General features: G+C 64.1%; 15 protein-coding genes and 2 riboswitches. Of the genes, 6 read left to right on the forward strand and 9 right to left on the reverse strand.

Going from position 1 to position 14,013, the window contains the following annotated elements; genetic code table 11:
* Positions 1-3: 3 nt before the first annotated feature.
* From paaD to pcaF, 5 genes are read right to left on the reverse strand one after another with little or no spacing between them, the layout of a single operon-like run.
* Entirely contained in the window at positions 4-552 is a 549-nt protein-coding gene (gene paaD / locus ACGYK9_RS08220) for a 1,2-phenylacetyl-CoA epoxidase subunit PaaD (RefSeq protein ID WP_394409398.1), read from the reverse strand.
* A complete protein-coding gene (gene paaC / locus ACGYK9_RS08225; protein ID WP_394409993.1) occupies positions 546-1,268 on the reverse strand; it encodes a 1,2-phenylacetyl-CoA epoxidase subunit PaaC in 723 nt (240 codons plus the stop codon). The genes paaD and paaC overlap by 7 nt, the downstream gene beginning before the upstream one ends.
* A 35-nt stretch (positions 1,269-1,303) precedes the next feature.
* Positions 1,304-1,648, reverse strand: a complete 345-nt coding sequence (gene paaB, locus ACGYK9_RS08230) for a 1,2-phenylacetyl-CoA epoxidase subunit PaaB (RefSeq protein WP_247744734.1) — start codon at positions 1,646-1,648, stop codon at positions 1,304-1,306.
* 5 nt (positions 1,649-1,653) lie between these two features.
* Positions 1,654-2,646, reverse strand: a complete 993-nt coding sequence (paaA, locus tag ACGYK9_RS08235; protein WP_394409401.1) for a 1,2-phenylacetyl-CoA epoxidase subunit PaaA — start codon at positions 2,644-2,646, stop codon at positions 1,654-1,656.
* 28 nt (positions 2,647-2,674) lie between these two features.
* Entirely contained in the window at positions 2,675-3,880 is a 1,206-nt protein-coding gene (pcaF, locus tag ACGYK9_RS08240; protein WP_394409404.1) for a 3-oxoadipyl-CoA thiolase, read from the reverse strand.
* 206 nt (positions 3,881-4,086) lie between these two features.
* Here pcaF and ACGYK9_RS08245 point away from each other — a divergent pair, with 206 nt between their 5' ends.
* On the forward strand, positions 4,087-5,634 hold the full coding sequence (locus ACGYK9_RS08245; protein WP_209219578.1) for an alkaline phosphatase: 1,548 nt from the start codon (positions 4,087-4,089) through the stop codon (positions 5,632-5,634).
* Between the two features lie 57 nt (positions 5,635-5,691).
* Here ACGYK9_RS08245 and cobO read toward each other — a convergent pair whose 3' ends face one another.
* From cobO to aroC, 3 genes are all read right to left on the reverse strand, one after another.
* Complete coding sequence (gene cobO, locus ACGYK9_RS08250; RefSeq protein ID WP_394409407.1) at positions 5,692-6,297, reverse strand: cob(I)yrinic acid a,c-diamide adenosyltransferase; 606 nt, start codon at positions 6,295-6,297, stop codon at positions 5,692-5,694.
* A 70-nt stretch (positions 6,298-6,367) separates the two neighbouring features.
* The gene (locus ACGYK9_RS08255; RefSeq protein WP_067265788.1) at positions 6,368-7,306 is read right to left on the reverse strand and encodes a DMT family transporter; all 939 of its coding nucleotides are present in this window, start codon (positions 7,304-7,306) and stop codon (positions 6,368-6,370) included.
* 10 nt (positions 7,307-7,316) lie between these two features.
* Complete coding sequence (gene aroC / locus ACGYK9_RS08260; protein ID WP_394409410.1) at positions 7,317-8,426, reverse strand: chorismate synthase; 1,110 nt, start codon at positions 8,424-8,426, stop codon at positions 7,317-7,319.
* Positions 8,427-8,518: 92 nt separating this feature from the next.
* Positions 8,519-8,620: riboswitch (TPP riboswitch) on the forward strand.
* A 34-nt stretch (positions 8,621-8,654) separates the two neighbouring features.
* Here aroC and thiB point away from each other — a divergent pair.
* From thiB to ACGYK9_RS08275, 3 genes are read left to right on the forward strand one after another with little or no spacing between them, the layout of a single operon-like run.
* Positions 8,655-9,632, forward strand: a complete 978-nt coding sequence (gene thiB / locus ACGYK9_RS08265; protein WP_394409413.1) for a thiamine ABC transporter substrate binding subunit — start codon at positions 8,655-8,657, stop codon at positions 9,630-9,632.
* The gene (locus ACGYK9_RS08270) at positions 9,608-11,164 is read left to right on the forward strand and encodes a thiamine/thiamine pyrophosphate ABC transporter permease ThiP (protein WP_394409416.1); all 1,557 of its coding nucleotides are present in this window, start codon (positions 9,608-9,610) and stop codon (positions 11,162-11,164) included. The genes thiB and ACGYK9_RS08270 overlap by 25 nt, the downstream gene beginning before the upstream one ends.
* Positions 11,151-11,843 (forward strand): ATP-binding cassette domain-containing protein, encoded by a 693-nt coding sequence (locus ACGYK9_RS08275; protein ID WP_394409419.1) that lies wholly within the window; start codon positions 11,151-11,153, stop codon positions 11,841-11,843. Before ACGYK9_RS08270 ends, ACGYK9_RS08275 begins: the two co-directional genes overlap by 14 nt.
* Here ACGYK9_RS08275 and ACGYK9_RS08280 read toward each other — a convergent pair.
* The gene (locus tag ACGYK9_RS08280; protein WP_394409422.1) at positions 11,840-12,322 is read right to left on the reverse strand and encodes a 6,7-dimethyl-8-ribityllumazine synthase; all 483 of its coding nucleotides are present in this window, start codon (positions 12,320-12,322) and stop codon (positions 11,840-11,842) included. The genes ACGYK9_RS08275 and ACGYK9_RS08280 overlap by 4 nt on opposite strands.
* A 77-nt stretch (positions 12,323-12,399) precedes the next feature.
* A riboswitch (FMN riboswitch) is annotated at positions 12,400-12,539 on the reverse strand.
* Between the two features lie 58 nt (positions 12,540-12,597).
* On the opposite strand from ACGYK9_RS08280, the gene ACGYK9_RS08285 reads away from it, so the two are divergent.
* Both ACGYK9_RS08285 and ACGYK9_RS08290 read left to right on the forward strand, forming a co-directional pair.
* Positions 12,598-13,212, forward strand: coding sequence for an FMN-binding negative transcriptional regulator (locus tag ACGYK9_RS08285; protein WP_394409425.1), 615 nt, complete (start codon positions 12,598-12,600; stop codon positions 13,210-13,212).
* A gap of 60 nt (positions 13,213-13,272) precedes the next feature.
* Positions 13,273-13,881, forward strand: coding sequence for a glutathione S-transferase (locus ACGYK9_RS08290; protein ID WP_394409428.1), 609 nt, complete (start codon positions 13,273-13,275; stop codon positions 13,879-13,881).
* Positions 13,882-14,013 lie beyond the last annotated feature (132 nt).

Here is a 14,013-nt window from a genome sequence, read left to right on the forward strand (position 1 = left end):
GCCTCAGATACATTTGAAATAGTCAAAGGGTTCACGGCAGTCCAAGCACCGCCATTGCGCCTTGCAGGGGGTCGAGCCGAACTGGCTGATCCGCTGCACCGCTTTCGATTGGCAGTGCGGGCAGTGCTGCGGCCCGCCGGCGGGGCGCGGCGGCGCGATGCCGTAGGCTTCGAGCTTGGCGCGGCCGGTGTCACTCATCCAGTCGGTGGTCCAAGGCGGGGAGAGCTGGCGTTTCAGCTCCAGCTTCTCGATCCCGTGGCCGTGCAGCGCCGTCTCGATGTCGAGGTTGATGATGCTGGTAGCCGGGCAGCCCGAATAGGTCGGTGTGATGGTGACGACCAGCGTGTCGCCGTGCCATGCCACATCGCGGATGATGCCCAGATCGGTGAGGGAGATCGCCGGGATCTCGGGGTCCGGGATCCCGGAGAGCCACGCCCAGACCGTCTCGACCGACGGCCTTTCGCCGCGGGCGGGGCCGCGCGAGGGGGACCCGCGCACCACCCCCGGCACCGGCGCGGGGGCGGGCCGGCTGTGGGGGGCGGGTTTCACCATGTGGCGTCCGGGTAGGCGCGTTGCAGCCACTGCATCTGGGTCAGCATATGGCCCAGATGCTCGCTGTGCCGCGCGCCGGTCTTCCCGCCCCTATGGGCAAAGTCATCCTCGGGCTTGGTGAGTGTCGCCGCCGCCAAGGTGTCGCCGACCAGTTGGTCATAGCTTTTGCGCATGCTCGCCGGATCGGGGGCGATACCGGCTTCGGCCATGGCGGCGTCGACATCATCGCCAATGAACATTTCGCCCACATAGGGCCAAAGCAGGTCGAGCGCCGCCTGCATCCGGCGGTGGCTTTCCTCGGTCCCGTCACCAAGGCCGATCACCGTGTCGGAGGACCGCTCCAAATGATATGTCACCTCTTTCGCCGATTTTTCGGCGATGGCGGCGATTTCTTTATCGGTGGAGTCGATCAGCGCGGTGAGCTGCGCCAAATGCCATGCGTCGAACAGGAACTGCCGCATCATGGTCTGGCCGAAATCGCCGTTGGGCTGTTCCACCAGCAGAACATTGCGGAAGTCCCAGACATCGCGGTGAAAGGCGAGCTTGTCGGCGTCGCGGCCTGCGCCCTCGACCTCGCCCGCCAGACCCAGCCACAACTGGGTCTGCCCGATCAGGTCGAGCGCCACGTTGGCCAGCGCGATGTCCTCTTCCAGCACCGGCGCCACGCCGCACCATTCCGAGACGCGGTGGCCAAGCACCAGCGCGTTGTCGCCCATCCGGCAGAGGAATTCGAACTTGGGATCGGTGCCGCTCACATCGCCCCCACTTCGTCGGGAATGTCGTAGAAGGTGGGGTGACGATAGACCTTGTCGTTGGCTGGCTCGTAAAGCGCGCCTTTCTCCTCGGGGGACGAAGCGGCGATGGCGCTGGCCTCGACCGCCCAGATGCTCACACCTTCGTTGCGGCGGGTATAGACGTCGCGGGCGTTCTTGATCGCCATTTCCGCATCCGCCGCGTGTAGGCTGCCGACATGGCGGTGGCTCAGCCCGTGCTGGCCGCGGATGAAGATTTCCCATAGGGGCCATTCGGTGGGCCGCGCTTCGCCGTGGGGGGCGGCTTCGGTGCCTTTGTATTCGCTGGATTCAGGGCTGCTCATGTCGCTTACTCCGCTGCCATTTGTCTGCTGCGCTTTTTCTCGGCGTGGGCCAAAAGCCCCTCGCGCACCCAGCGGCCTTCGTCCCAAGCCTTGTTGCGCGCCGCCAGCCGTTCGGTGTTGCAGGGGCCATTGCCCTTGAGCACCTGAAAGAACTCTTCCCAATCCGGCTCGGCAAAGTCGTAATGGCCGGTCTCTTCGTTGAACTTCAGTGTCTCGTCGGGAATCGTCAGGCCAAGGTACTCGGCCTGCGGCACCGTCTCGTCGACGAACTTCTGACGCAGCTCGTCATTGGTGTTCATCTTGATCTTCCACGCCATCGACTGCGCGGAATGGACCGAGTCCTTGTCCGAGGGGCCGAACATCATCAGCGCCGGGAACCAGAAGCGGTTAAGCGCGTCCTGCGCCATCTTGCGCTGGGCGGGCGTGCCATTGGCCATCTTCATCATGATGTCGAAGCCCTGGCGCTGGTGGAAGCTCTCTTCCTTGCAGATGCGGACCATGGCGCGGGCGTAGGGCCCATAGGAGGTGCGCTGCAGCGGCACCTGATTCATGATCGCGGCACCATCGACGAGCCAGCCCACGGCGCCCATGTCGGCCCATGTCAGCGTGGGATAGTTGAAGATCGAGGAGTACTTCATCTTGCCCGACAGAAGGTCACGGGTCATCTGGTCACGGGTGACGCCGAGCGTTTCCGCCGCGCAATAGAGGTAGAGGCCATGGCCCGCCTCATCCTGCACCTTGGCCAAAAGGATCGCCTTACGCTCGAGTGTTGGCGCGCGGGTGATCCAGTTGCCTTCCGGCAACTGGCCCACGATCTCGGAATGCGCATGCTGTCCGATCTGGCGGATCAGGTTCTTGCGATAGCCGTCGGGCATCCAGTCCTTGGGCTCGATCTTGCCGCCCGCGTCGATGCGTTCCTGAAAGGCGCGCTCGTCGGGGTCCATCTCGTCGAGGGATTTGATGCCCTTGCCGGTGGATTTGATCATCTGTGCATACATCGGTCCGTTCCTTTCGAGGAAAGAAGTGTCAGCCTGCGTTTTCGAGGATCAGGGCAACGCCCTGACCCACGCCCACACACATGGTACATAGCGCGTATTTGCCGCCCGTCCGCTTTAGCTGCAGCGCCGCCGTCATCACCAGACGCGCGCCGGACATGCCCAGAGGGTGGCCGATGGCGATGGCACCGCCGTTGGCATTTACATGGGGCGCATCGTCCAGCACGCCAAGCGCGCGCAGGGTGGCGAGGCCTTGGCTCGCGAAGGCTTCGTTAAGCTCGATCACGTCCATCTGCTCAATCGTGAGGCCCGCGCGGTCCAGCACCTTGCGCACCGCCGGGATCGGGCCGATGCCCATGACGCGCGGCTCGACGCCCGCCGCGGACATGGCCACAACGCGGGCGATGGGGGCAAGGCCGTGGTCCTTCACGCCGGCCTCGGAGGCGAGCAGCATCGCCGCGGCACCGTCGTTCACGCCCGAGGCATTGCCGGCGGTCACGGTCAGGTCGGCGCCGTTGATGCCGCGCAGCTTGCCCAGTTTCTCCAGCGTGGTGCCAGGGCGGGGGTGTTCGTCGCTGTCGACGACCACGTCATCACCCTTGCGCTGCGGAATGGTGACCGGGGCGATTTCCTCGGCGAAGAGGCCTTTCTCGGCCGCGGCGGCATAGCGTTCTTGGCTGCGTGCGGCGAAGGCGTCTTGGTCTTCACGCGACACGTCATAATCGGCGGCGACGTTGTCGGCGGTCTCGGGCATGGAATCCACGCCGAACTGGGCCTTCATCTTGGGGTTCACGAAGCGCCAGCCGATGGTGGTGTCATAGACGGCGTTGCTGCGCGAAAAGGCGGTTTCGGCCTTGGGCATTACGAATGGCGCGCGCGACATGCTCTCAATCCCGCCCGCGATGGCAAGGTCCATGTCGCCCGCGCGGATCGCCCGGGCGGCAGCACCCACGGCGTCCATCCCGCTCGCGCAGAGACGGTTGATCGTCGCACCCGGCACGTCGACCGGCAGGCCAGCCAATAGCGACGCCATGCGCGCCACGTTGCGGTTGTCTTCGCCCGCCTGATTGGCGCAGCCCATGACCACGTCATCGACGCGCGCCCAATCGACGGAAGGGTTCCGCTCCATCAGCGCCTTCAACGGCACGGCGGCCAGATCATCGGCGCGAACCGAAGAGAGGGCGCCGCCGTAACGGCCAATGGGGGTGCGCTGCGCGTCGCAGATGAATGCCTGCATGGGGGTCTCCTGTTGTTGCACCGCAATCTACACATCGGGGCGATTCGGTTCAATCAAAATGTTACGGAATGAAAATAGGGTACGGATTTTGGTAACACGTCATCGCGCTGTCACCAAAGCTTTGCCAAAGAGTCACGCCGCTGTCGGCCATCTGTCACGCATCGGGGGTTCTGTGCCGCCATCGCCACCCTCAGAGGAAGCTCACGATGACCAAACTGATCCGCCCGACCCGTCGCGCTGTGCTGGCGGGCTCCACCGCCTTTGCCGCAAGCCTTGCCATGCCCAGCCTCAGCCGTGCGGCCTCGCGCCCGGTGTTTACCCATGGGGTGCAATCGGGCGATGTCGACACGCAGTCCGGTATGATCTGGACCCGCACCGACCGCCCGGCGCGGGTGCAGGTCGAAATCTCCACCACCGAAAGCTTTGCCAACGCACGCCAGCTTGCGCCGATGAACGCGCTGCCGAACCACGATCTGGCGGTGAAACGTCTGGTCGAAGGGCTGCCCTCGGATCAGGATATCTTTTACCGCTTCACCGCCGCCGATCTGAGCGACATCAACGCCACCTCCGAGCCGATCATCGGCCAGTTCCGCACCGCGCCCACCGCGCGCCGCGACGTGCGCTTTGCTTGGTCCGGTGACACCGCCGGTCAGGGCTGGGGCATCGACGATGAGGGCATGCGCACCTATGCGACCATGGCCAAACACCGCCCCGACTTCTTCCTGCATTCCGGTGACACCATCTATGCCGATGGCCCGCTTGAGGATGAGGTGCAGCTTGACGATGGCACGATGTGGAAGAACACCACCATCATCGACGAGAAGCGCAAGGTGGCTGAGACGCTGGACGAATACCGCGGTCAGTGGAAATACAACCTGATGGACGACCATGTGCGTGAGATGAACGCTCATGTGCCGACCTTCATGCAGTGGGACGACCATGAAGTCGTGAACAACTGGTCCTCCTCGCGCAGCCTGATGGAAGACGACCGCTATAGCGAGAAGTCGATCCATGTCCTCGCCGCTCGTGCTTCGCAGGCCTTCCATGAGATGACCCCGCTGCGCATCACTCCTGCCGAGCCGGGCCGGGTCTATCGCAAGATCAACTACGGTCCGATGCTGGATGTCTTCTTCCTCGACCTGCGCAGCTACCGGGGGCCGAACAGCGAGAACATGCAGACCGAGATGTCGCAGGCCACCGATATCCTCGGGGCCGAGCAGATGGCATGGCTCAAGCGGGAGCTGACCAATTCGGCGGCCACATGGAAGGTCATCGCCTGCGACATGCCCATCGGTCTGGTCGTCGGCGGCGGGGCCGAGGCGGTTGCCAATGGTGACAATGGTGCCGCCAAGGGGCGCGAGCAAGAGATCGCGGGGCTGCTGCGTTTCATCAAAACCGCGCAGGTCGACAACGTGGTCTGGTTCACGGCGGATGTGCATTACACCGCCGCGCATTACTACAACCCCGACAAAGCGCAGTTTCAGGACTTTGACCCGTTCTGGGAGTTTGTCTCGGGCCCGCTGCACGCCGGCACCTTTGGCCCGAACGAATTGGACGGCACCTTTGGCCCTGAGTTGAAATACGTCAAAGCCCCCGAAGAAGGTCAGGTGAACCTGCCGCCCTCCGCCGGTCTGCAATTCTTTGGGTTGGTCGATATCGACGCCAAGACCCAGCAGATGAAAGTGCGCCTGATGGACCGCGCCGATACCGAGCTCTACTCGGTGACGCTCGACCCCAAGGGGGCGGCGATCTAAGCGCCCTCTGCATGGCACAGTGAGAGGATCGCCCGGAACCGGGCGATCCTTTTCGTTTCAGTAGTCGACGCCGCGCTGGGCTTTGATGCCCGCTTTGAACGGGTGTTTGACCTCGGACATCTCGGTCACCAGATCGGCATAGTCGCAAAGCTCGGGCCGGGCGTCGCGGCCTGTCAGCACCACGGCTGTGCGCTTGTCGCGGGCGTCGAGCCCGGCGATCACATCTTCGATCTTGAGGTATTCATAGCGGATGGCGATGTTGATCTCATCCATCACCACAAGGTCATACTCTCCGCTCGCCATCATTTCGCGCGCCTTGCCGAATGCGGCCTCGGCGGCGGCGATGTCGCGGTTGCGGTCTTGGGTGTCCCAAGTGAAGCCTTCGCCCATCGTGTGCCATGTCACCTCGTCCAGCCGTTCAAAGAACAGCCGCTCGCCGGTTTTCCATTTGCCCTTGATGAACTGCACCACACCGACGCGCTGTTTCCAGCCAAGCGCGCGCACCACCACGCCGAAAGCGGAAGAGGATTTGCCCTTGCCCGGGCCGGTATGGACCAGCACCAGACCCTTGTCCGGATCTTGCAACTCGGCCACCTTGGCGCGCTGTTCGGCCTGACGCTGCTGCATCTTTTCCTTGTGATCTTTCGGATCCGCGTCGCTCATCGGTCATCTCCTCTATCCGGTTTCGGGGCACCATAGGCAGAGGTAGGGCCGGGCGAAAGCCCGCAATGAATTACGCCTTGGGATCGGTGACAGACCGCGCTTTGCCGCGCTCCATCCCCAATTGCCGCTCGCGCCAGATCACCAGCGCACCCGCGCTGATCACCAGCGCCGCGCCCGCCAGCATCATCATCGTGGGCAGTTCGGCAAAGAAGACATAGCCCAGCAAAATGGCGAAAAGCATCGAGGTATAGTCATAGGGCGCCAGCATCGAGGCCGAGCCGAAGCGATAGGCCGAGGTAATCAGGATTTGCGCCACCCCGCCGATCAACCCGGCGAGGACCAGCAGGCCAAAGGTTTGCAGATCGGGGATGACCCAGCCGAAGGGCAGGGTGCAGAGCGCCAGCAAGGAGGCGGTGCAAGAGAAGTAGAAGACGATCGCGGCGGTGTCTTCGTTCTGCACCAATTGACGAATGTGGATCTGCACGAGGCTGCGCACCATCGTCGCCATCAGGATCAGCAACGCGCCGATGGTGGCTGTCTGCTCCATCGTTCCGATGCTGGTGAAGCGCGGCCAGAGGATGATCATCACCCCCACCAACCCAATCGCCACAGCACTCACGCGGATCAGCCGGATTTTCTCGCCCAGCAACACGGCAGCGAGGATGACGGTGAAAATCGGTGTGGCAAAGCCGATGGCCGTGACCTCGGGCAGGGGCAGCAGGCCGAGGCCGGTAAAGGTCAGCCCCATCGCCGTGGTGCCGAAGAGCCCGCGCCAGACATGGCCCATCGGGTTTTGCGTCTTTAGCCCGCTTTTCAGTTTGCCGCGCTGCGCGAGCCAGATCAGGATCACCGGAATGGCAAAGAAGGACCGGAAGAAGACCGACTCCCCGGCGGGGACCTCGTCGGCCAGCGATTTGATGATCGCGGACATGCAGGTGAAAAGCAGGATCGCCGTGATTTTCAGTCCGACACCAAGGGCGGGGCGGGCGGAGAAATCATCGACTTTCATGCTTTGATCCTCACGCCTCGGGGCCAATTATGCCGCGGTTCTGGCCAATCTGTCCGCGATGCAGCAGCAGGTGATCCAGCAGCACGCAGGCCATCATCGCCTCGCCCACCGGCACCGCGCGGATGCCGACGCAAGGATCGTGGCGGCCCTTGGTGATGATCTCGGTCTCTTCACCCTGTTTGGTGATGGTGCGCCGCGTGGTCAGGATGCTGGAGGTTGGCTTCACCGCGAAACGCAGCACCACATCCTGCCCGGTGCTGATCCCGCCCAAGATGCCGCCGGCGTGGTTCGAGGAATATTCCGGCCCATCGGGCCCCATGGTGATCTCATCGGCGTTCAATTCGCCCGTCAGCATCGCCGCCGACATGCCCTCGCCGATCTCCACGCCTTTGACGGCATTGATGCTCATCATCGCGGCGGCCAGATCGGTGTCGAGCTTGCCATAGACCGGCGCGCCGAGGCCCGCCGGCACGCCGCGCGCCGTCACCTCGATGATCGCGCCGACGCTGCTGCCCGATTTGCGCAGCCCGTCGAGGTAGTCGGCCCAGTCCGCCGCTGCCTTGGCATCCGGCACCCAAAAGGGGTTTTGGTCGATCTGGTCCCAGTCAAAGGCATCGCGGTCGATCTTATGCGGCCCCATCTGCACCATGTAGCCGGTGATCTGAAGCTCCGGCACCAGCGCCTTGATCGCCTCACGCGCCAGACCGCCCGCCGCCACCCGCGCAGCGGTCTCCCGGGCCGAGGAACGGCCACCCCCGCGATAGTCGCGGATGCCGTATTTTTGGAAATAGGTGATGTCGGCGTGGCCGGGGCGGAACTTGTCCTTGATGTCGCCGTAGTCTTTCGAGCGTTGATCGGTGTTCTCGATCATCAACTGCACCGGCGTGCCGGTGGTGACGCCCTCAAAGGTGCCCGACAGAATCCGCACTTCATCCGCTTCGCGCCGCTGCGTGGTGTATTTGTTCTGGCCCGGTTTGCGCTTGTCGAGCCACTGTTGAATCATGCCCTCGTCAATCGGCACGCCGGGGGGGCAGCCGTCGATGGTCGCCCCAAGGGCGGGCCCGTGGCTCTCGCCCCATGTGGTGACCCGGTAAAGATGGCCAAAGCTGTTGATCGACATGGGCGGACCTCCTGTTGTCAAACCCTTAGCCGGGGCAGCGCCTTGCCTCAAGGGGATTTGCCTTGCCAATTGTGCAGGTCCGATCTACCCCTGACGCTACCTCGGGGGGCCTTTGGGCTGAGATGTGCATGTTGTGCGGACCCGTTGAACCTGAACCGGTTAACACCGGCGGAGGGAAGGTCAGGACAGACATCCACCTTTTACCTTTCGCCGCAAAAGGAGGATGCGATGAAGTATCTTACACTTGCTGCGGGCGTCATGGGCGCATCGGCCGCATGGGCCGAGACGCCTGAACTGACGGTCTATACCTACGACAGTTTCGTCACCGAATGGGGGCCGGGCCCCGCCATCGAAGAGGGGTTCGAGGCGCAGTGCGGCTGCGATCTGAAATTCGTCGGTATGGGCGATGGTGCGGCACTTCTGGCGCGGCTCAAGCTTGAGGGCGCACGGTCGGACGCGGATATTGTGCTGGGGCTGGACACCAGCCTCGTCGCCGCCGCGAAAGAGACCGATCTGTTCGCGCCGAGCGGTTTGCAGGCCGACTATGACCTGCCGATCACTTGGGAAGACGAAGTTTTCGTGCCCTATGACTGGGGCTACTTCGCCTTTGTCCACGGCACCGATCTGGACGCGCCCGGTAATTTCAAAACGCTGGCCGAGAGCGATCTGAAAATCGTGATCCAAGACCCGCGCTCTTCGACGCCCGGTTTGGGGCTGCTGATGTGGGTCAAAGCGGCCTATGGCGATAAGGCGCCCGAGGTTTGGACGGGACTGGCCGATAACGTCGTGACCGTGACAAAGGGTTGGTCCGAAGCCTATGGCCTCTTCCTTGAAGGCGAGGCCGACATGGTGCTGAGCTACACCACCTCTCCGGCCTATCACCTGATCGCGGAGGAGGACGACAGCAAGACCGCAGCGCTGTTCGACGAGGGCCATTACATGCAGATCGAAGTGGCGGGGAAGCTTGCCGGGTCGGATCAGCCGGAACTGGCGGATCGGTTCTTGCAATACCTCGTATCCGATGCCGCGCAATCGGTGCTGCCGACGACCAACTGGATGTATCCCGCCGTGACGCCCGAAAGCGGTCTGCCCGCAGGGTTCGAAGGCATGATCCAGCCCGGCAAGGCGCTGTTGGTGCCGAACGGCGAGGTCCCCGCGCTGCGTGAGGAGGCTTTGGACGAATGGCTGACCGCGCTGTCGCGTTAAGCGGCAAAACGGGGCTTTTCGCCGCCGCGCTGGTCGCGGGGCTGATCCTTGCCGCTTTGGTCGCCGTCTTCGCGGCGGCCGATGTGGGCGCGGGGCTCGGCCCGGCGGATTGGGCGGCGGCGCGGTTTACCGCGACACAGGCGGTTTGGTCGGCGGTGCTTTCGGTGCTGCTGGCCGTGCCGGTGGCGCGGGCGCTGGCGCGGCGCCGGTTTTGGGGGCGCGGCGCGCTGATCACGCTGCTGGGCGCGCCCTTCATTCTGCCGGTGATCGTGGCGGTGCTGGGGCTGCTGACGGTCTTTGGCCGCTCGGGCGTGCTCAACCAATTTGGCGCGGCTCTTGGCCTGCCGCCGGTGTCGATCTACGGGCTGCATGGTGTGGTACTGGCGCATGTCTTCTTTAACCTGCCGCTGGCGACGCGGCTTTTGCTGCAAGGTTGGCAGAGCATCCCTTCTGAGCGGTTTCGGCTCGCGGGGCAGCTTCAGATGACGCCGCGGGCGCTGTTTCTGGCGCTGGAATGGCCGATGCTGCGGCAGGTGCTGCCCGGCGTGGCGGCGCTGATTTTCGTGATTTGCCTGACCAGTTTTGCCGTGGCCCTGACGCTGGGCGGTGGGCCGCGGGCGACGACGATTGAATTGGCGATCTATCAGGCCTTTCGGTTTGACTTTGATCTGGGGCGCGCCGCGCTGTTGTCCGTGGTGCAGCTTGTTCTGGCTGGCGCAGCGGCGGTGGCAGCGCTTTGGCTGATCCCGCCGATCAGCTTGGGCGGCGGGTTGGACCGCCCCCTGCGCCGCTGGGATGCGCGGGGCGGCGCGCAGCGGGTGTTGGACGGGCTGGTGATCGCGCTCGCCGCGCTGTTCTTGCTGCTGCCGCTGGGGGCCGTGGTTCTGCGCGGGCTGGCGGGGGTCGCGGAACTGCCTGCCTCGGTCTGGCAGGCCACCGGTAATAGCATTCTGGTGGCGGGGTTGAGCGTGGCGGTGCTGGCCCTGCTGGCGCTGCCGATGGCAGGCTGGATCGCCACCCGGCGGCGCGGCGGGGTGGAGGCGATTGGCCTGATGGGGCTTGCGGCCTCTCCGCTGATGATTGGCACGGGGTGGTTCATCTTGATCAACCCTGTGCTGGACCCGGCACGGCTGAGCCTGCCGGTTACCGCCCTGGTCAACGCGCTGATGGCGCTGCCTTTCGTGCTGCGCATTCTGGTGCCGCGCCTGCGCGAGACCTTGCAGGATTATGGCCCCCTGACCCAAACCCTCGGCATGACGGGTTGGGCGCTGTGGCGGCTGCTGGTCCTGCCGCGTCTGCGCCCGCAACTGGGCTTTGCCGCAGGGCTGACGGGGGCGCTCTCGGTGGGGGATCTCGGCGTGATCGCGCTTTTCGCCGATCAGGAACGTGCGACGCTGCCTTTGCAGATGTATCGTCTCATGGGCGCCTACCGGATGGAGGCCGCGGCGGGCGCAGCGCTGCTTTTGCTGGTCTTGGCGCTGGCGGTGTTTTTCATCTGCGACAAATGGGGGCGCTGGCATGCTGACGCTTGAAGACATGCGCATTGAGCGGGGCGAGTTCTCCCTCGTGGCCGATATGACACTGGCGCAGGGGCGCAACTACGCGGTGATCGGCCCCTCCGGGTCGGGCAAGTCGACCCTGCTGGCGGCAATCTGTGGGTTCGTGCCGGTGGCGGCGGGGCGGTTGTTGCGGGAGGGGGAGGAGATCACGGATCAACATCCCGGCCAGCGCGGCATGACGATGCTGTTTCAGGACAACAACCTATTCCCGCATCTCACCGTGCGGCAGAACGTCGGCCTTGGCCTGCGCCCCGATTTGCGGCTGAAAGCAGCGGATCGGGAGGCGGTCGATACCGCCCTCGCGCGGGTGGGGCTTGCCGCCCATGCCGCCAAACGCCCCGGCGCGCTGTCGGGTGGGCAGCAAAGCCGCGTGGCGCTGGCGCGGGTGTTGGTGCAGGCGCGGCCATGGGTGCTGTTGGACGAACCCTTCGCCGCGCTCGGCCCGGCGCTGCGGGTCGAGATGCTGGATTTGGTCCAAGACCTCGCCCGTGAGACCGGCGCGGGGCTGATCATGGTGACCCATGCCCCCGATGACGTGCGCCGCATTGCGGATGAGGTGATCTTTGTCGAAGGCGGGCGCGCCCATGCGCCGGGACCGGCGACGGAATTGCTCGACAACCCGCCCCCGGCCCTGCGGGCCTATCTCGGCTAGGCGGCGGAAATTTTTGAAATTTCCGCGCCGTTTTCTTTTGAAGAAAACGTCTCCAGCGCTTGGGTCATGCCAAGGGCGGCCTGCGCAGCCTCGCGGCCCTTGGTGACGAAGTGATCGCGGTAGATCGCGTTGTGATGATCCGTTTCCTGATAGTGGTGCGGCGTGAGCGAGACCGACAGCACCGGCAGGTCGCAGTCGAGCCCCACGCGCATCAGCCCATCGACCACCGTCTGCGCTACGAAGTCATGCCGGTAAATGCCGCCATCCACCACGAAGGCGGCGCAGATCACGGCGTCGTAGCGCCCGGTCTTGGCCAAACGCTGTGCCATGAGCGGCAGTTCAAAGGCACCGGGAACGGCAAAGCTGTCCACCTGCGCGGCGTCGATAACTTCGGTAAACCCATCATAGGCGCGGTCAACGATATCCGCATGCCAGCTTGCACGCACAAAGGCGAAACGGGCGGAACGTTCTTGTGTCATGGTGATCTCCTTTAGGTTCAGACACGTCCACCCAAGGCGATCACGCGCAAAGACCGAGGCTTCGCCCCCGTCCTTGTTCGCATTCTCTTTCATCCGGACTGTGACCGTCGGCTCTGGAGTCGCACCAGATCTGCTGACACCTTCGAAAAGGCCGCTCGCGGGCTTGCGGGGACCGCTTACCGCCGGTGGGGAATTTCGCCCCGCCCTGAGAATGATGTCAGGTTGCCAAGTTGCGCAAGGCTCTGCAATACCAAAAGAAACGCATAGGAGGCACCATGCACCCCAATCCGATCTACCGCAAAGAGGGCCGCGACCGGAACCTTGCCTTTGCTCGTGACACCGGCTTTGGCGTTCTGGCGATCAACGGGGCAGAGGGACCGTTGATGGCGCATGTGCCGTTTATCTTGAACGAAGCCGGGGATTTGGCTGAGTTGCATCTGGTACGCTCGAACCCCATCGGGCGGGCGCTGAAGACCCCGCAGGCGGTGCGTTTGGCGGTGACGGGGGCCGACAGCTATGTCTCGCCCGATTGGTACGGGATCGCGGATCAGGTGCCGACATGGAATTATGTGGCCGTCCATCTGACCGGCACGCTGGAGCTGCGCCCGGCGGCGGAACTGCCCGACCTGCTGGCGCGGCAATCGGCGGTCTATGAGGCACGGCTGGCCCCCAAGACCCCGTGGAAGATGGATAAGATGACCCCCGAGGCGCGGGACAAGATGCTGCGGATGATCGTGCCTTGCCGCCTCCGCGTCACCGGGATCGACGGCACATGGAAGCTGGGCCAGAACAAGGATGAGGCCGTGCGTCTCGCAGCGGCGGAGCAGATGGCGGCGCATGGGTTCGGCACGGATCCGGCGGTGATGGCGGCTCTGATGCGCGGGGTGTGATCGCCGTTGCGTCTGGCGCGGCGCCGTTGAATAGTGCGGGCAACCAAGGGGGGACTTCACGTGAAACTATTTTATTCTCCAACCTCGCCCTATGTCCGCAAGGTCATGGTGCTGCTGCATGAGACCGGCCAGCTTGACGATGTCGCGCTGGAGCCGACATCGGGCACGCCGCTGGCCCCGGCGGAGGGCTTTGCCGCGCGCAACCCGCTGACCAAAGTGCCCGCGCTGGAGCGGCCGGACGGCTGCACGCTTTATGACAGCCGGGTGATCTGCGCCTATCTGGATGACCGCGCCGGGGTGGGGCTTTACCCCCAAGGCACAAGCAGGTGGGACACTTTGACGCTGGAGGCCACGGCGGATGGGATGCTCGATGCCGCGCTCGCCATGGTCTATGAGGGCAAGCTGCGCCCCGAAGACAAACGCATGTCGGAATGGGTCGAAGGCCAGTGGGGCAAGGTCGATCGGGCCTGTAAGACGCTTAACAATCAATGGGCTGCGCATTTGGCCGGGCCTTTGGATATGGGGCAAATCGCGCTTGGCTGCGCCTTGGGATATATCGATTTTCGCCATTCTGCGCGGGATTGGCGGGCCGGAAACCCCGATCTGGCGGCATGGTTCGATGCCTTTGATTCGCGCCCCGCGATGACCCATACCGCGCCGCCGCAGTAATCGTGCCGTAATGATATTGCCACAATCGCGGTATTTTTGCCGCGTTGTGGCGCGGTTGATCCAAGATGCGCGGCTTTGACATCTGGACGGGCGCGGTCCATCCCGGTAGATAGCGGCGAGAAGTCAGGTGGC

Origin of the sequence: Sulfitobacter sp. 1A15258 (assembly GCF_043557045.1) — a bacterium.
Classification (GTDB): Bacteria; Pseudomonadota; Alphaproteobacteria; order Rhodobacterales; family Rhodobacteraceae; genus Sulfitobacter; species Sulfitobacter faviae.